The organism is Enterococcus sp. AZ163, assembly GCF_050498925.1.
GTDB classification, from domain to species: domain Bacteria; phylum Bacillota; class Bacilli; order Lactobacillales; family Enterococcaceae; genus Enterococcus_A; species Enterococcus_A ferrettii.
In genome coordinates this window covers 305,466-321,615 of the sequence record NZ_JBIPAO010000001.1, presented here as the reverse complement: position 1 = coordinate 321,615, position 16,150 = coordinate 305,466, and the positions used below count along the sequence as shown (strand labels likewise).

Here is a 16,150-nt window from a genome sequence, read left to right as displayed (position 1 = left end):
TATGTGCAGAAAGGAAAAAACATGTACGAATATATTACGGGAAAACTTACATACATCAGTCCAGCCTATGTGGTCTTAGATGTGCAAGGAATTGGCTATCAAATCGCAGTTGGCAATCCATATCGTTACAGCAGCAAATTGGAGCAAATAATTACTATTTATGTTCAGCAAATCATTCGAGAGGATTCCCATGCCTTTTATGGGTTTGAAACCCTGGCAGAAAAACAATTATTTTTACGATTGTTGTCGGTTTCAGGTATCGGACCTAAAAGCGGTTTAGCCATTATGGCTAATGAAGACCATCAAGGCTTGATTCAGGCTATTGAAGCAGGAGATGTTACTTATTTAACGAAATTTCCAGGAGTGGGCAAGAAGACCGCTCAGCAAATGGTGCTGGATTTGAAAGGTAAATTGGCAGAGCTGGTTGAAAATCCTATGTCCTTATTCAATCAAGGTGATAATGAGAATGCACTAGAAGAGGCAATCGAAGCATTACAAGCATTAGGTTACAGTCCTAAAGAGACCAAGCGGGTGGAAAAGGCTTTAGCAAAAGAAACATATCAAAGTACCGACGAATACTTACGCGCGGCTTTAAAACTCATGATGAAAAAATAATTTCGAGATTGACAAGAAATCTTTTACAAGGAGGACGGTATTTTGGAAGAAGAGCGTATTTTATCGCCAGAAACAGACGAAGTAGAAAAAAGTATTGAAAAATCGCTGCGTCCACAGTTCCTCTCGCAATATATTGGTCAAGATAAAGTAAAAATGGAACTAAAAATCTATATTGAGGCGGCGAAAAATCGTGAAGAAGCATTAGACCATGTGTTGCTTTATGGTCCTCCCGGATTAGGGAAAACTACCATGGCTATGGTTATCGCTAATGAAATGAATGTAAAGATCCGGACAACTAGCGGTCCGGCGATAGAACGACCAGGAGATTTAGTAGCGATTCTTAACGAATTGGAACCAGGTGATGTTCTATTTATTGATGAAATTCATCGCTTACCAAGGGTGGCTGAAGAAACCTTATATTCAGCGATGGAGGATTATTATGTTGATATTATGGTGGGACAAGGAGCCACTGCCCACCCAGTTCATTTTCCTCTACCGCCATTTACTTTGGTCGGAGCGACAACACGAGCAGGGATGCTTTCGGCTCCATTACGGGATCGATTTGGTATCATTTCACATATGGAATATTATGAGCAAGATGATTTGCGGGAAATTGTACTGCGTTCAGCCGATATTTTCGCGACAGAAATCGTTGAAGAAGGAGCGATCGAGATTGCCCGCCGTTCACGAGGAACCCCGCGAATTGCCAATCGTTTGTTAAAACGAATCCGTGATTTTGCTCAAGTTCAGTCTAACGGTACAATTGATCGTTCGATTGCAGATCAGGCCTTGCGTCTACTTCAAGTAGATCAGGCAGGCTTGGACCATGTAGATCAGAAATTATTGCGAACCATGATTGAATTATATGGTGGTGGCCCAGTAGGATTGAGCACCTTGGCGGTGAACATTGGTGAAGAACGTGAAACAGTAGAGGATATGTATGAACCGTATTTAATTCAAAAAGGTTTCATGAAGCGTACGCCGCGTGGGCGCGTGGTTACACCGATGGCTTATGAACATTTTAATTATCCAGTCGATCCGATAGAACAGAGGTAAAGATATGGCGGTAAACAATCGAGCCAAAGAACAGTTAGTCAATGCTTTAGTTCAGCTATGTTTAACGCGTCCTTTTGAAAAGCTCACTGTGCAAGAGATTAGTCAGGCGGCTAATGTGAACCGTCAAAACTTCTATTATCATTTCAAAGATAAACGAGCACTGCTGCGCTATGCTTACTATCAATGTGGACTCAATTATTTAATGTCTTCAGGGGTAACTATTGAAAATTGGGAAGAAGCAGTACTAAAGATGTTGAAGGAAATGCAGCAATTTCATCAATTCTATTTAAATACAGTGCAAGCTGATCCGGAGATTCTGTCAAAAGAATTTATCGGATTAGCCAAAAGTTTATTTATTCGACTGTTTGAAGATGTAGATCAAGATGGTGTGCTGTCTAATACAGACAAAGATTTTTATGCGCGATTTTTGGCGTATGGTTGTGGCGGGATTTTAACTGATTGGTTGTTGACTAACGCAAAAGAACAGCCGATCGCCATTGCGGCTCAACTGTTCCGATTTGCTAAAGATATTGAGTTTTTTGCGTATCGTTTGTATGAACAGGATCAATCCTGAGGTAGGTCATTAACAATATATTTTAAAGTTTTACCTTGGATATTGGCAATGGCATTTTTTACTACGATTTCAGCCATTTGATCCCGCGCCTCCACACTAGCATTACCGATATGAGGAGTTAATAATACGTTATCAAATTGTTTTAAAGCCTCTGTTACTTCGGGTTCAAACTCATAAACGTCCAGTGCGGCACCAGCAATTTTATTTTCAGTTAAGGCTTGAACCAGTTCTTCTTCGTCAATTAAAGGGCCGCGAGCAGCATTAATGACAAAGGCCGAGTTTTTCATTTTTTCAAAGGTCTGATAATTTAATAAGTGATGTGTTTCATCTGTTAAAGGTGCGTGCAAAGTGAGAACATCTGCTTGTTGGATGACCTCTTCTTGGGTGCGAAATTGTGCATTAAGAGCTTGTTCTTGTTCAGCGGGTAATTGATGCCGTTGGCTGTAAATAATTTTCATGCCAAAAGCGTTCATTTTCTCTGCAAGTGACTGACCAATTTTTCCCATGCCTATGATGCCTAAAGTTTTGTCTTTTAACTCATGTCCCAAGAAGAAAAGGGGAGCCCAGCCATCAAATCCGATGCCATGCATTAAGCGATCACCTTCAGCAATTCTCCGGGACAAGGAAATAATCAGTCCAGCGGTGAGTTCAGCAGTGGCATTAGTCGAAACAACCGGAGTATTGGTTACATAGATTCCCTTTTCCTTAGCATAAGCGGTATCGATATTATTAAAACCAGCGCCAAAATTGGCAATTAAACGCAAATGTGGTGCTTGATCGATGATGTCTCGGTCTACAGTTGTTGATAACGGACAAATCAATACTTGGCAATCTTGAACTTTTTCTAAGAGTTCTTTTTTTGGAATCACGCCTTCATTTTCAAAAATTTCGTAATCTAAGTCTGCTTCATCCAGTAACTTAGTGCCCCTTGTTGGAATTTTGGCAGAAAGAAAAATACGACTCATAGTATCAACCTCATTTCTATGTATAGAATATAGCACGAAATTATTTTTTTAGCTTGAAGGAGGCAATTTAATGAAATCAATTCTTTTTGTATGTATGGGTAATATTTGTCGCTCACCAATGGCGGAAGCTATGTTTCGGAATCAATTTGAACAACGGAGCGAATCGGCAGAATTTACTGTAGATTCAGCAGCAACTAGTCGTTGGGAAGTTGGTAATTCTCCTCATCACGGTACGCAAAAAATCTTAAAAGCGCACGGTATCAGCTCGAAAGGTATAAGGGCACGTCAAATAACAACGGATGATTTCTACCGCGCGGATTATATCATTGGAATGGATCGTGAAAATGTGGAGGATTTAATGCTCTTAGCACCGGAAGGGACACATAGGAAAATTCATTTGTATTTAGACTTAGTCCCTGAAAAAAAAGGCCAAGGAATTCCTGATCCTTGGTATACTGGTGATTTTGACGAAACCTATAGTTTAATTGAAGAAGGTTTGCCATACTGGTTAACTTTTTTTGGAGAGTAGTTTTTATTGTAATTTTGCTCAATTTTAAGTAAAATCAGAGTACAGCCAAGGAGGAAACTGACATGAAGAAGATACCTGAAAAAGCTAAAAAAAATTTAATTAAGGCCTTTTCTAGTTCATCCTTCCGTTTTTTGTCTGATTTTCTAAATGATTCTGCTGATAAACGTGCACAAGAGCAGGCGAATCAAACGATAATGAGTCAACTCAAAACAGCTGCCTTACACAATAGTTTAGTTGTTTTGCAAGTACAGAATGAAAAAGATTCGGAAAAATATGAAACCGTCTCAGGTTGGCTGCCTAAAGCGATTGGCAATGATTCTTTAGTTGTTCGTACGCAAGATAATCAATTGCAAATGCTGACGGTAGATCGTATAAAGAAGGTGACTACGTTGGCACCTAACGGCGATCAGGAGCGAGTATCACGTTAATTGTTTGTATTAGGTAAATAGTGTGCTATACTATAAGAGTAAAAAATACTAAAAGAATAATACTGTCACAAAGGGGAGCCTTCGGGCTGAGAATGAGGACACTCTAAACCCTAGTACCTGTATCGGTCATGCGAGCGTAGGAATTGTGATGAAGTAAATATATTTACTTCTCCTTTGTGAACTGTATGTTCAAAAGGAGGAGTTTTTTTATGCACAACAAAACGAGAATTATGGTGGAAGGAACAATTGTAGCTGCATTAGCTTTTATGCTTTCGCTGATTCCCACTAACATCGGCAGCAGTTTCACAATCTCATTAGGAATGATCCCATTAACAATTTTTGCTCTGAGACGGGGATTAAGACCCGCTCTGTTATCAGCATTCATTTGGGGAATCCTACATTTTCCAGCAGGAGATGTTTACTATTTAAGTCTCTCACAAGTATTAATTGAATACCCGATAGCATTTACCTTTGCTGGTTTTGCCGGGATTTATGCAACCAAAGTTCAACAAGCTTTACTGAACAATAACTCTCGAGAAGTAACAAAAAATATTATTTTAGGCAGTTTGGCCGGGACTGGGGCTCGATTCTTTTGGCACTTTATTGCCGGCGTAGTCTTTTGGGGTAGCTATGCATTATGGGGAATGAACCCGTGGATGTTTTCTCTTATCATGAATGGTGCCAGTGGGATAGCCACCGGAATTTTTACAGCGACAATTACAATAATTGCTGTAAAAAAGGTACCACAGCTATTTTTACCTCGTGATGCCGCTAAATTGGAAATAAAAAGTAGATAAACGAAAAAACCACTTTTGTCAGTTATGATAAAAGTGGTTTTTTAGCGAAAGGCAAAGGCTAAATCATCTTTCTCCAACGACAAGCTCCATTTTTGGCGACCAAGGTCATAAGTTAATGTCCCCATTTTTTGATCTTGTTTATAAGTAGGTTGGTGTTTGCGCCAACCTTTTTCGTCAGATAAATAAATTGGTACGCGATAAAGTTTATTTTCAAGCTTAGCTTGTGAAAAACAGAAAACAGCTCCTTCTTGAAAGATCGGATACAAATCTTTCAAGATTTCTCCATCTAAGTGAGCAACAGAGGCGCCTTTGCGGAAGAAAGAACGTTTGTCATTGACTTTTTCTAGTGCGATACGAGTAATTTTATTGGCTAGAATTCGGTAAAATTCATCTAAGTAACGGTAATATACTCGCAAAGTTTCGCTGCCCAAATTGAAGTAAACAAAATTATTTTGCAATTTATAAAAGAATGGTGAGTGCAAATGGGTCCGCATATGACCAAAATATAATAATTCAGAGATTTCTAAAGGTGTTAATTCTTTTAATAAAGCTGGATTTGTAAAGTCAATCCATTTATTTGCAGTGGATTGAATAAAGTGTTTATTAGTAAAAAAATGGTGAACGGCCTGTGTTCCACTGATAATTTTTAAGCCACTGTGTGTATCAAATTCACCAATTTCAACTGCTGGATCCAGTAACAGCAAGTGATCTGGTTGATGAACAATGCCCTCCACAAAATCTGATGGAGAAAGTCCTTTTGAAAAAACGGCATTACTGGTTGTATCAATGTATACAAAAAGCATATCTGGCAAACTGTTCACCCTCTCAAATCGTCATCATCATCATTTTAACCTATCAATTAAAAAAAAGCTCGTTTCTTTTATTTTAAAATTACATTACAACTGAAAACGCTTTTGCAATAATTTTCACAAGAAACTTTCAGTATAATAAGATTTCTGAATCGGAAAAATATGAGTGGATTATTTTCCTTAAAATATCTTAAAACTAGTACTTTGAACGGAATGATTTACGCCTTCATTATGGTATGATAAAATCGAGTATAATCTGGAGGACTGTTCATGAAAAGGAAAAGAAAAAAACACAATTGGCTGATTAATTTTTTTTTACTTTTATTATTATTAGTCGGTTTAGCATTAATTTTTAATAATCAAATAAAAAACTTTCTTATTCAGTATAATGGCGACCGTTATTCTGTTGCAAAATTATCTAAAGAAGACATTGATCGAAACTTGCAGGAGGACATGCCTTTTGATTTTGATGCGGTAGTTCCCGCTAGTACCGAAGCAGTTATGCGCGCTCAATTAAGTAATAAACGTTTACCAGTTATTGGTGGTATTGCGATCCCTTCTGTAGCTATTAATTTACCTATTTTCAAGGGTCTATCCAATGAAGCCTTGTTATACGGTGCTGGTACATTAGAACCTGATCAAAAAATGGGCGAAGGAAATTATGGTTTAGCGAGTCATCGGGCAGCAGAAGCAGGATTATTGTTTACACCATTAGATAACATCCAAGAAGGTGATAAGATCTATCTGACAGATCTGAACAATATTTACACTTACCGGACGGCTCTTAAAGTTCGAGTACAGCCTACGGAAGTTAAGTATTTGGATGTGCTTCCTGATAGGCGTCAAGTTACTTTGGTAACATGTGGGGAAATCGATGGAATTACTAGGATTGTTGTACAAGGGGAACTAGAGGCAGTTACACCAGTCGGAAAAGCAACACAACCGATGCGCGATGCTTTCAACATGGAACAACGAACGTATTAATCAAAAACCACAAAGCTATCAGCTTTGTGGCTTTTCTTTTAGGAGAGGATGCTAATGAAGGTACATCACTTATATCCATCAGAACAATTAAATTATAAAGAGGCAATCCAGCAAGCACGATTGCTTTTTCCATTTGATAGTTCTCATCAATGTGCTTCTAAACGAATGGTGCAAGCGATAAAAAAATACCAAGTTTATTCCCTCACTACTCAAAAAATCCAAGTATTTATCGAAGTTCATAAGACTGACGGAAATTGGCAGGTTCATAATTTGCTAACAACGAAAGAAATGACTTGGCAAGAAGGGATTTCCTTAGTGGAGACCGCCGCCCGCCAAGAATTTGTTCAAGAAATAATCTTAATGTTTTCTGCGTCAGATCCGTTAGCACACTGGCTGCGGCGACAAGGTTACACGGAACAACAAAATGGCTGGCTTAAAAACCTAAATTATAAGACTGGTTTAGTATTAGGTGGTGGAGGTGCGCGAGGTGCTTATCAAATTGGTGTTTGGCAAGCACTGTTAGAGAAAAAAATTGATTTCCAGTGTGTCGTCGGCTGTTCCGTAGGTGCTCTAAATGGAGCTTTGATGGTACAAGGTGATTTAACTGCTGCACAAACGCTTTGGCAGGAAATTGCAACAGATAAAGTTTTGGAGGTAAGCTTTGAAGCGCTTGAACAAGCTGATTTTGTGGATCATGTTCAGCAACTGCGACAATTTATTTTTGAGGCTATTAGACAAAAAGGCTTGTCAACAGCACCATTGTACAAATTACTGCAAGAGCATCTGGATGTAGAAAAGATGACCAAGAGCATGCCTCTGTATATTGTAGCTACTCGTGTTCCCACATTTCAGGAAGTCGTGGTAAAATTAAATGACTGCTCGCAAAAGGAAATGCTGTCTTGGTTGCTAGCTTCATCAGCCTTTTTTCCGTTAATGTCTATTGAACAAATTGATGAGCATTTTTATGTTGATGGAGGATATCGTAATAATATACCTATAGATGTTGCACTAAAACAGGGAGCAACTGAATTAATTGTAATTGATGTTCACGGTCCAGGAATAGATAAAACCGTAACGATACCTAGTGATGTTGCTGAAATTCAGTTAGCTACGAGCTGGAATTTGGGCGAGATGATGTTATTCGAAGCCAATCGTGCAAAGGCCAATATTAAATTAGGTTATTTGGAAATGAAGCGATGTCTGAAAGAGAATCAGGGACAGCGATATTTTTTTGAAAACACAGAAGATTTTCCTCGAATGACCCGTAAGTTTGTGGTTTTTATGCGAAGAAAATTGTCAGTTCCACTAAAAGAGTTGGCCGAGATTCAACAGAAAAATTACCACCAGCCCTTAGAGAAATTGAGTCTTTCGTTACTAGAACAGTGGAGCGAATGGTTGCATATTTCTCCGCTAAGCACTTATAGAATCGACGAATTAGCAGCTATCGTTTGTCATAATGTTGAGGAGGATCCAGAGTTGACTTATATTCTGTCAGTTAAGGAGCATTTATCCCAGCGTTGGTTGGAAATGAATCGTTTATCTAATTATAATCGAACCGTGAGATTGTACCGGCAAAAGATTAATAATTGGGAACGGGCCTTTTATATCTGGCCCCTACCCACTTTGCTGGTTATGTTTATAGAATTTATTCAGGAGGAATTTACATGGCAGGAGAATTCAGTTACGAAATTGTAGAAGAAATTGCAGTATTGTCGGAAAATGCAAAAGGTTGGCGCAAGGAGTTAAACTTGGTTAGTTGGAATGGACGTCCCCCAAAATTTGATTTGCGAGATTGGTCACCAGAGCATGAGAAGATGGGCAAAGGTGTGACTTTAACAAATGAAGAATTTGAAGTGTTACAGAAAATTATTAAAGAAATGTAGAGGGTAAATATGAAAAGTATGACTGGTTATGGGCAAGGAACGGCTTTGAACGAAGCATATGAGCTGAGTATTGAGTTGAAAAGTGTAAACAATCGATTTTTAGATTTGCAAATCCGGATGCCCAAAGAACTTAATGCCTATGAGACAATACTACGTAAAATTGCGAAGGAACAGGTTCAACGTGGTCGAGTAGATATGTACATCAATTTAATGCCTTTAAAGACGGGAAATAAAGAAGTTTCTATTCGATGGGAGTTACTGGATCAATTAATTGAGAGTCTAAAAACTGGTGCACAGGAACGTTATGGTGTAATTGATTTTCCGGTAAAAGAGATCTTATTAAAGAGTTTAGAACAAGATGATTATGTAATTCTAGTAGATCATAAAGAATCCGATGAGACATTAGAATTATTAGTGCATGAAGCCGCTCAGAAAGCCTTTGTACAGCTGGTTCAAAGTCGGGAATTTGAAGGAGTAGGAATTCAGGCGGTCTTGTCGGAATATCGAAATAATATTTTTGCGTTGCTTGAAGAGTTAAAACAATTTGTCGATATTTATGAAGCAGACTATCAGAAGCGATATGAAGAAAAACTTCAGGAATACCTTGGGAACACAATTGATCAAGATCGTTTATTAACTGAGATGGCGATCTTGCTGGAACGAGGAGATGTTCACGAAGAGTTAGATCGCTTAAGCATCCATTTGGAAAAAATGGATCATCTTTTGCAGACCGTTGGACCGGTCGGACGGGAACTCGATTTTCTTTTGCAAGAGATGAATCGGGAAGTGAATACCATTGGCTCTAAGTCTAGCCCCATTCAAATTAAGGATATCGTGGTACAATTGAAGACGATCTTAGAAAAAATACGTGAACAAATTCAAAATATAGAATAGGAGCATAGCAAAATGAAGTATTACGACATAACTTTCCACCAAAGTAATGGGCATAGCATCGTTAAACGTGCAGTGCCTTCTGATAAAAAGGGATTTGAAGTTTGGCAAGATGCAGTTGTTTCTTACGATGAAAAGGAGCTGCACATTTTAGTGAATGATGGGACCTATGTTGCACTAAATAGAGCATTTTTAGTGTCAACTACGGCTGAGGAAGTGTCTGATCCAGTGGATAAAGAAATTAAACAGCATGGTGAGTTACGAGATGTTATTAACACATTATCTAATATGGGTTTTTAAGAAATAGCAGGCTGTAGACGAATACCTCTTGAAATCTTCGCAAAAAAAGTGCACAATAAGCGTTAGCGAAAAAAGACCATGAAAGGGCGTTAGTATGTCTGAACGAGGACTGTTGATTGTGTTGTCTGGACCGTCGGGTGTTGGTAAGGGGACTGTTCGTAAAGCGATTTTTGAACGAGATGACAATGAATTTGAATATTCAATTTCCATGACTACCCGTCAAAAACGTGAAGGGGAAGTAGATAGTGTTGATTATTATTTCCGAACTCGCGAAGAATTTGAAGCGATGATTGAGTCTGGTGAAATGCTGGAGTACGCGGAGTATGTAGGCAATTATTATGGTACACCATTAACGTATGTAAACGAGACTTTAGATCGTGGGAAAGATGTATTCCTAGAGATTGAGGTTCAAGGGGCACGTCAAGTCAAAGACAAAGTACCCGATGGCGTTTTCATCTTTCTAACACCGCCAGATCTGGCTGAATTGAAAGCGCGGATTGTTGGACGTGGTACAGATACGCCTGAAGTGATTGATGAACGAATGAAAGTAGCTCGTGAAGAAATTGAAATGATGGCTCTTTATGATTATGCTGTGGTTAATGACAAAGTTCACTTGGCAGTAGATCGAATTAAGGATATTATTGTAAGTGAACATTATCGGGTCGACCGTGTAATAGGAAAATATATAAAAATGTTAAAGGAGATATAAGCTTATGATGTTAAAACCTTCAATTGATACTTTATTGGATCATGTCAATTCTAAATATTCTTTGGTAATTTTGGCAAGCAAACGCGCGCATGAACTAGATTCTGGTGCAAAACCAACATTAAACACTTTTGATTCAGTAAAAAGTGTGGGTCAAGCTTTGGAAGAAATTGATTCTGGAACGGTGATCAATGATCCTCACCCGGAAATTAAACGGGAACGATTGAAACTGGAAGAAGAAGAACGCAAAATGCAAAAAGAACGAGAACAGCGTGAATTGGAAGCACGTATTCGCAACGAACAAAACAACTAGGAACAGGTGTATTTACACCTGTTTCCTTTTTTATGTTGAATTTAATTCATTATTAGGATTTATTTAGTACAATACAGACATTAAGGAGGCGGAGATGGATGAAACTAGCACAAGTAATCGTAGATGTACCGTCGATGCAAACGGATCAGCCCTTTACCTATTTGATTCCGCCCCAAATGGCTGTTGATACTGGAATGCGCGTAGAGGTCAGTTTTGGAAGTCGCCATGTCCAAGGGTTTGTAGTAAATATAGCTGAAACTTCTGAGCTGCCTGCCGACAACTTAAAGGAAATTATTCGTGTTCTCGATTTAACGCCTGTTTTAAATCAGGAGCTTTTGCAGTTGGCAGATTACATGAAGGATACGACCTTTGCATTTAAGATTACCTGTTTGCAAACCATGTTGCCTAGTGTTATGAAGGCCAATTATCAAAAAAAGCTGTATCTATTGTCTGAAGACAGCCAACTAAAGGAACAAGTTTTTGACCGGAAAACTGAAATGACTTGGGATGAAGCTGAGGAACGCGGATTGTTGAAAAAAATGGCTCAGCTAAGAGAGCAGAATTTAGTAGAATTACGCTATGAAGTACATACGAAAAATAAAGTTAAAACAGAGCGATATGTCAAACGAACATTTGCCCAAAAGGATGTTGAATCAATCAAAAGTGGGATACGTAAGAACTCCTCTAAGCAAATTCAATTAGTCGACTATTTGGCAAACTTAGCAAATGACCAATTGATCTCGGTTAAACAGATGAAGGCGGAAGGCTTCACTTTAGCCAATCTGAATCTGGGTCAAGAAAAAGGGTGGTTAACCTTTGAAGAAGTGGAAAAATATCGAGATCCTTTTGCTGAAAGAGAATTTGAACAGACAACGGCTTTGAATCTTAATTCGCAGCAAAAAATCGCTTACCAAGCGATTCATGACAAAGCAGAATCCAAAGACCATGATGTTTTCTTATTAGAAGGTATCACGGGTAGCGGCAAAACAGAGGTTTATTTGCAAGTTATCTCGGATGTTTTGGAAAAAGGACAAACTGCTATGATGTTGGTACCTGAAATTTCGCTGACACCGCAAATGGCTACTCGTTTTAAGTCTCGTTTTGGCAATGAAGTCGCTGTTTTGCATAGCGGCTTGTCTCAAGGTGAGAAATATGATGAGTGGCGCAAGCTAGAACGAAAAGAAGCTCGAGTAGTAGTAGGAGCCCGTTCAGCAGTTTTTGCTCCTTTAGAGGATCTGGGGGTTATTATTATTGATGAAGAGCATGAGACTACGTATAAACAAGAGGAAACTCCTCGTTATCATGCTAGAGATTTGGCTATTTGGCGAGGTCGGTATCATCACTGTCCTGTTGTTTTAGGCAGTGCAACTCCCTCTTTAGAATCTAGAGCAAGAGCTCAAAAAGGCGTATATCAATTACTGACACTGACAGAACGAGCCAACCCAAATGCTGCCCTACCTCCAGTAGAAATTGTTGACATGCGTGACGAAATGCAGCGTCGTTTGAGTTCTTCCTTTTCAGAAAAACTGGAGACAAAATTGCGAGACCGTTTAGTACAAGGGGAACAGAGTGTTTTGCTGTTGAACCGGCGTGGGTATTCGTCTTTCGTGATGTGTCGGGATTGTGGCTTTGTTTTGCCTTGTCCTAATTGTGATATTTCATTGACCTTACATATGGATACCAAAACCATGCGTTGTCACTATTGTGGTCATGAGGAAAATATTCCTCGACGATGTCCAAATTGCGGTAAAGATAAAATCCGTTATTACGGAACCGGGACTGAGAAGGTACAGGAAGAGTTAGCGCAATTAATTCCAGAAGCTAGAGTTCTGCGAATGGATGTTGATACGACTAGACGCAAAGGAGCTCATGAGAAAATTTTGAATGCTTTTGGCAATCATGAAGCAGATATTCTTTTAGGCACTCAGATGATTGCTAAAGGACTAGATTTTGCTAATGTAACTTTAGTGGGAGTTCTTAATGCGGATACAGCGCTAAATTTACCTGATTTTCGTTCCAGTGAGCGAACGTTTCAGCTGCTGACTCAGGTAAGCGGGCGTGCCGGTCGCGGTGAGAAAAAAGGTGAAGTTCTGATTCAGACGTTTAATCCTGAACATTATGCGATTCAATTGGCTAAAGAACATGATTACGAAGGATTTTACCGGATGGAAATGGGGATTCGTCATCAAACGGATTATCCGCCGTATTATTACACGGTGAAGCTGACAGTTTCTCATCAAGAAGAGATGAGGGCTGCTCAAAAAGCGTATCAGCTGGGTGAACAGCTGAAACAGGCTCTAAGTCCGCAAAGTATTTTATTAGGACCAACTCCTGGAGCTATTCTGCGAGTTAAAAACCGTTACTATTACCAATTGATAATTAAATATAAAAAAGAAAACCAGCTTTATCCAACATTAGAAACTATTTTGCAGCAAAGCCAAAAGGAACAACGAAATGGACTTTTGATTGCTATTGACAGCGAACCCATGTATTTTATTTAGGAGGAAACCATGCACTATCCAATTTTGCTTCACCCTGACCACCGCTTGACCCAATCGGCTCAGTCAATTGAATATGTAACAGATGAACTTGTCCAACTACTGGATGATATGTATGAGACGATGGTAGCTCATGATGGTATCGGATTAGCTGCGCCTCAAATTGGTAAAAATTTGCGAATGGCTGTTGTAGAAGTTGATAAGGGTGACCGCTTTGACTTGATTAATCCAGAGATCATTGAGAAGAAAGGTACAACCATTGATGTTGAAGGTTGTCTATCCATTCCTGAAACCTATGGAACAGTTGAGCGAGCAGATGAAATAACTGTACGTTATTATGATCGTGAAGGTGATGAAATGGAAGTAACAGCTTATGGCTATTTATCCCGGGCGTTTCAACATGAAATCGATCATCTCGATGGTAACCTGTTTATCGATCAAGTAATTGATCCAATCGCACCTGAAGATTTAGAACGTTATATGGAGGAACATGCCGATGACTAAAATTGTATTTATGGGAACTCCTGCTTTTTCAGTCCCTATTTTGGAAGGCTTATTAACTGAGAATTATGAAATTGCGGCTGTAGTTACTCAGCCAGACCGTCCAGTTGGGCGAAAAAAGACGATTACACCACCTCCGGTTAAAGCCGCAGCTGTTGAGCACGGTTTATTAGTTTTACAACCTGAAAAAATCAGTGGCTCACCGGAAATGGAAAAAATTGCTGAATTGGCTCCAGATTTAATTGTTACTGCTGCTTTTGGACAATTTTTACCTGAAAAGCTGTTGCAAATTCCACGATTGGGGGCAATTAATGTTCATGCCTCCTTGTTACCAAAATATCGGGGTGGGGCACCTGTCCACTATGCCATTATGAATGGTGAAAAAGAGACTGGGGTAACAATCATGGAAATGATTAAAAAAATGGATGCGGGCGGCATTTACAGCCAACGCAGTATTTCCATTACTAAACAAGATGATGTAGGAACGATGTTCGAAAAATTAAGTCTTGTGGGTAAAGAACTGCTTTTAGAAACCTTGCCCAAAATTATTAACGGTGAAGTAAGTCCGGCTCCACAAAATGAGGCCGAGGTTACCTTCTCACCAAATATAACAAGAGAACAAGAAGCTATTGACTGGAACAAAACTGCTGAAGAGGTCGACAATCAAGTGCGGGGGATGCATCCATGGCCAATTGCTTTTACAACTTATGAAGATGCGCGTTGGAAAATTTTCAAATCTGAGCCAACAGCAGAAACAACCACAGCTGAACCAGGTACTATTATTTTAAGGACTAAAAAGGATTTGCACATTGCTTGTGGTCAAGGAAGTGTCTTAGCTATTCATGAACTTCAGCCAGCCGGAAAAGGCAAACAGGCTGTTCAAGCATTCCTTAATGGCAGTGGTCAGCAAGTTTCAGAAGGTCAAAAGGTGAAATAATGGCGAAAAAAATATCGAAGAAATTATTGCATTCTGTACGTTATACAGCTTTGGAGGCTGTGGAACGGATTAATCATGGCGGTGCTTATTCTAATCTGCTTCTTAATGAATTGATTAAGAAAAATCAAGTAGCTGACAAAGATACAGGACTGTTAACCGAGCTTGTTTATGGTACTGTCAGTCGCAAACGACTTCTAGCATTCTATTTGGCTCCTTTTACAACTCGGGCGAAACGAATCGATAACTGGGTACAAAGTCTTTTAGAACTTTCAGTGTATCAATTGATTTTTTTAGACCGCGTGCCAGATCATGCAATTTTAAATGAAGCGGTGGAAATTGCTAAAGCAAAGGGCAATCCGGGAATTGGTAAATTTGTTAATGGCGTTCTGCGCTCTTTGCAAAGAAATGGCGTTCCATCTTTAACGGATATTGCCAACCCAATAGAAAGATTGGCAACTGAGATTAGTTTACCAGATTACCTGACTGAAAAACTTTTACAAGAACTAGGAGTAGAAGAAACTCGCAAATTAGGTCTTTCATTGCTAGAACCCAGTCATGTAAGTGCACGAGTAGACATACAAAGGATTAGTCGTGAATCCGCCATTGAGCAGTTACAAGAAGAGGGAATTGAAGCAAGACTTAGTGATGTATCTCCCTATGGTATTATTGCTGACAAAGGATTTTTAGCTGGAAGCAAGCTTTATAAAGCAGGACTGCTAACTATACAAGATGAAAGTTCCATGCTGGTAGCACAAGTAATGAGAATTAACCCAGGTGAAAAAATTTTAGATGCTTGCTCAGCACCAGGCGGAAAAACGACACATATGGCAGCATTACTTGAAGGTAAAGGCAAAATTACCGCTTTGGACATCCATGAACACAAATTGAAGCTAGTTCGTGAAAATGCTGAACGGCTCCATGTATCTGAGGTAGTTGAAACCAAAGAGCTGGACGCTCGAACGGTAGATAAGCATTTTGCTCAAGAATTTTTTGACCGAATTTTGATTGATGCACCTTGTTCAGGTTTAGGATTAATGCGTCGGAAACCTGACATTAAATATCAAAAAAGACCGGAAGATTTTAAACAATTGCCGAAAATTCAACGAGAAATTTTAGAAAGTTGTGCACCGACGTTAAAAAAAGGTGGCATATTGGTCTATAGTACATGTACAATAACTTCTGAAGAAAACCAAGAAGTCACAGCAGCTTTTCTAAAGGCTCATCCAGAATTTGAAAAGATCGATTTAGCTGTAAATAATGTTTTACAACCAGCTATTCAGGATAAGATGTTGGTATTATACCCAGAAATGCTGATGACTGACGGCTTTTTCATCTGCGCGATGCGCAAAAATGACAAATGAGGT

19 protein-coding genes and 1 riboswitch are annotated in these 16,150 nt (G+C 39.1%); of the genes, 17 read left to right on the top strand and 2 right to left on the bottom strand.

Features of this window, described 5'->3' with window-relative positions; all coding sequences use genetic code 11:
- Positions 1 to 21: 21 nt before the first annotated feature.
- From ruvA to IGI46_RS01680, 3 genes are read left to right on the top strand one after another with little or no spacing between them, the layout of a single operon-like run.
- Positions 22 to 615 (top strand): Holliday junction branch migration protein RuvA, encoded by a 594-nt coding sequence (gene ruvA / locus IGI46_RS01690; protein ID WP_207701567.1) that lies wholly within the window; start codon positions 22 to 24, stop codon positions 613 to 615.
- Between the two features lie 39 nt (positions 616 to 654).
- Positions 655 to 1,671 carry a Holliday junction branch migration DNA helicase RuvB gene (ruvB, locus tag IGI46_RS01685; protein ID WP_207701608.1) on the top strand — a complete coding sequence of 339 codons (1,017 nt, stop codon included), beginning with the start codon at positions 655 to 657 and terminating at the stop codon, positions 1,669 to 1,671.
- 4 nt (positions 1,672 to 1,675) lie between these two features.
- Entirely contained in the window at positions 1,676 to 2,245 is a 570-nt protein-coding gene (locus IGI46_RS01680; RefSeq protein WP_207701566.1) for a TetR/AcrR family transcriptional regulator, read from the top strand.
- Here the strand turns inward: IGI46_RS01680 and IGI46_RS01675 are convergent.
- On the bottom strand, positions 2,236 to 3,210 hold the full coding sequence (locus IGI46_RS01675; protein WP_429964579.1) for a 2-hydroxyacid dehydrogenase family protein: 975 nt from the start codon (positions 3,208 to 3,210) through the stop codon (positions 2,236 to 2,238). The two genes, IGI46_RS01680 and IGI46_RS01675, sit on opposite strands and share 10 nt — an antisense overlap.
- 70 nt (positions 3,211 to 3,280) lie before the next feature.
- Between IGI46_RS01675 and IGI46_RS01670 the strand changes: the two genes are divergently transcribed.
- From IGI46_RS01670 to thiT, 3 genes are all read left to right on the top strand, one after another.
- A complete protein-coding gene (locus IGI46_RS01670; RefSeq protein WP_429964578.1) occupies positions 3,281 to 3,739 on the top strand; it encodes a low molecular weight protein-tyrosine-phosphatase in 459 nt (152 codons plus the stop codon).
- Positions 3,740 to 3,801: 62 nt separating this feature from the next.
- A complete protein-coding gene (locus tag IGI46_RS01665; protein ID WP_429964577.1) occupies positions 3,802 to 4,167 on the top strand; it encodes a hypothetical protein in 366 nt (121 codons plus the stop codon).
- 61 nt (positions 4,168 to 4,228) lie between these two features.
- Positions 4,229 to 4,327, top strand: a riboswitch (TPP riboswitch).
- A gap of 49 nt (positions 4,328 to 4,376) precedes the next feature.
- Positions 4,377 to 4,964, top strand: a complete 588-nt coding sequence (gene thiT, locus IGI46_RS01660; RefSeq protein ID WP_429964576.1) for an energy-coupled thiamine transporter ThiT — start codon at positions 4,377 to 4,379, stop codon at positions 4,962 to 4,964.
- A gap of 41 nt (positions 4,965 to 5,005) precedes the next feature.
- Here the strand turns inward: thiT and IGI46_RS01655 are convergent, their stop codons facing one another.
- A complete protein-coding gene (locus tag IGI46_RS01655) occupies positions 5,006 to 5,776 on the bottom strand; it encodes a hypothetical protein (protein WP_207701561.1) in 771 nt (256 codons plus the stop codon).
- A 267-nt stretch (positions 5,777 to 6,043) separates the two neighbouring features.
- Between IGI46_RS01655 and IGI46_RS01650 the strand changes: the two genes are divergently transcribed.
- The 11 genes from IGI46_RS01650 (at position 6,044) to rsmB (ending at position 16,147) form a co-directional block, all read left to right on the top strand.
- The gene (locus IGI46_RS01650) at positions 6,044 to 6,757 is read left to right on the top strand and encodes a class A sortase (RefSeq protein ID WP_429964575.1); all 714 of its coding nucleotides are present in this window, start codon (positions 6,044 to 6,046) and stop codon (positions 6,755 to 6,757) included.
- 54 nt (positions 6,758 to 6,811) lie between these two features.
- Positions 6,812 to 8,452 (top strand): patatin-like phospholipase family protein, encoded by a 1,641-nt coding sequence (locus IGI46_RS01645; protein ID WP_429964574.1) that lies wholly within the window; start codon positions 6,812 to 6,814, stop codon positions 8,450 to 8,452.
- Entirely contained in the window at positions 8,422 to 8,640 is a 219-nt protein-coding gene (locus IGI46_RS01640) for a YdbC family protein (protein WP_207701558.1), read from the top strand. Before IGI46_RS01645 ends, IGI46_RS01640 begins: the two co-directional genes overlap by 31 nt.
- A gap of 9 nt (positions 8,641 to 8,649) precedes the next feature.
- Complete coding sequence (locus IGI46_RS01635) at positions 8,650 to 9,534, top strand: YicC/YloC family endoribonuclease (RefSeq protein ID WP_429964573.1); 885 nt, start codon at positions 8,650 to 8,652, stop codon at positions 9,532 to 9,534.
- Between the two features lie 12 nt (positions 9,535 to 9,546).
- A complete protein-coding gene (locus IGI46_RS01630; protein WP_207701556.1) occupies positions 9,547 to 9,831 on the top strand; it encodes a hypothetical protein in 285 nt (94 codons plus the stop codon).
- Between the two features lie 94 nt (positions 9,832 to 9,925).
- Entirely contained in the window at positions 9,926 to 10,540 is a 615-nt protein-coding gene (gmk, locus tag IGI46_RS01625) for a guanylate kinase (RefSeq protein WP_429964572.1), read from the top strand.
- A 4-nt stretch (positions 10,541 to 10,544) separates the two neighbouring features.
- Entirely contained in the window at positions 10,545 to 10,850 is a 306-nt protein-coding gene (gene rpoZ / locus IGI46_RS01620) for a DNA-directed RNA polymerase subunit omega (protein WP_207701554.1), read from the top strand.
- A 98-nt stretch (positions 10,851 to 10,948) separates the two neighbouring features.
- On the top strand, positions 10,949 to 13,351 hold the full coding sequence (gene priA, locus IGI46_RS01615) for a primosomal protein N' (protein WP_429964571.1): 2,403 nt from the start codon (positions 10,949 to 10,951) through the stop codon (positions 13,349 to 13,351).
- Positions 13,352 to 13,360: 9 nt separating this feature from the next.
- On the top strand, positions 13,361 to 13,852 hold the full coding sequence (gene def / locus IGI46_RS01610; RefSeq protein ID WP_429964570.1) for a peptide deformylase: 492 nt from the start codon (positions 13,361 to 13,363) through the stop codon (positions 13,850 to 13,852).
- Positions 13,845 to 14,786 carry a methionyl-tRNA formyltransferase gene (gene fmt / locus IGI46_RS01605; protein ID WP_429964569.1) on the top strand — a complete coding sequence of 314 codons (942 nt, stop codon included), beginning with the start codon at positions 13,845 to 13,847 and terminating at the stop codon, positions 14,784 to 14,786. Before def ends, fmt begins: the two co-directional genes overlap by 8 nt.
- Positions 14,786 to 16,147 carry a 16S rRNA (cytosine(967)-C(5))-methyltransferase RsmB gene (gene rsmB, locus IGI46_RS01600; RefSeq protein WP_429964568.1) on the top strand — a complete coding sequence of 454 codons (1,362 nt, stop codon included), beginning with the start codon at positions 14,786 to 14,788 and terminating at the stop codon, positions 16,145 to 16,147. Before fmt ends, rsmB begins: the two co-directional genes overlap by 1 nt.
- Positions 16,148 to 16,150 lie beyond the last annotated feature (3 nt).

Excerpts from the sequence above, each read along its gene's own strand:
- ruvA (WP_207701567.1), top strand. The coding sequence starts at position 22 with ATGTACGAATATATTACGGGAAAACTTACATACATCAGTCCAGCCTAT.
- IGI46_RS01680 (WP_207701566.1), top strand. The coding sequence starts at position 1,676 with ATGGCGGTAAACAATCGAGCCAAAGAACAGTTAGTCAATGCTTTAGTT.
- IGI46_RS01675 (WP_429964579.1), bottom strand. The coding sequence starts at position 3,210 with ATGAGTCGTATTTTTCTTTCTGCCAAAATTCCAACAAGGGGCACTAAG.
- IGI46_RS01670 (WP_429964578.1), top strand. The coding sequence starts at position 3,281 with ATGAAATCAATTCTTTTTGTATGTATGGGTAATATTTGTCGCTCACCA.
- IGI46_RS01665 (WP_429964577.1), top strand. The coding sequence starts at position 3,802 with ATGAAGAAGATACCTGAAAAAGCTAAAAAAAATTTAATTAAGGCCTTT.
- thiT (WP_429964576.1), top strand. The coding sequence starts at position 4,377 with ATGCACAACAAAACGAGAATTATGGTGGAAGGAACAATTGTAGCTGCA.
- IGI46_RS01650 (WP_429964575.1), top strand. The coding sequence starts at position 6,044 with ATGAAAAGGAAAAGAAAAAAACACAATTGGCTGATTAATTTTTTTTTA.
- IGI46_RS01645 (WP_429964574.1), top strand. The coding sequence starts at position 6,812 with ATGAAGGTACATCACTTATATCCATCAGAACAATTAAATTATAAAGAG.
- IGI46_RS01640 (WP_207701558.1), top strand. The coding sequence starts at position 8,422 with ATGGCAGGAGAATTCAGTTACGAAATTGTAGAAGAAATTGCAGTATTG.
- IGI46_RS01635 (WP_429964573.1), top strand. The coding sequence starts at position 8,650 with ATGAAAAGTATGACTGGTTATGGGCAAGGAACGGCTTTGAACGAAGCA.
- IGI46_RS01630 (WP_207701556.1), top strand. The coding sequence starts at position 9,547 with ATGAAGTATTACGACATAACTTTCCACCAAAGTAATGGGCATAGCATC.
- gmk (WP_429964572.1), top strand. The coding sequence starts at position 9,926 with ATGTCTGAACGAGGACTGTTGATTGTGTTGTCTGGACCGTCGGGTGTT.
- rpoZ (WP_207701554.1), top strand. The coding sequence starts at position 10,545 with ATGATGTTAAAACCTTCAATTGATACTTTATTGGATCATGTCAATTCT.
- priA (WP_429964571.1), top strand. The coding sequence starts at position 10,949 with ATGAAACTAGCACAAGTAATCGTAGATGTACCGTCGATGCAAACGGAT.
- def (WP_429964570.1), top strand. The coding sequence starts at position 13,361 with ATGCACTATCCAATTTTGCTTCACCCTGACCACCGCTTGACCCAATCG.
- fmt (WP_429964569.1), top strand. The coding sequence starts at position 13,845 with ATGACTAAAATTGTATTTATGGGAACTCCTGCTTTTTCAGTCCCTATT.
- rsmB (WP_429964568.1), top strand. The coding sequence starts at position 14,786 with ATGGCGAAAAAAATATCGAAGAAATTATTGCATTCTGTACGTTATACA.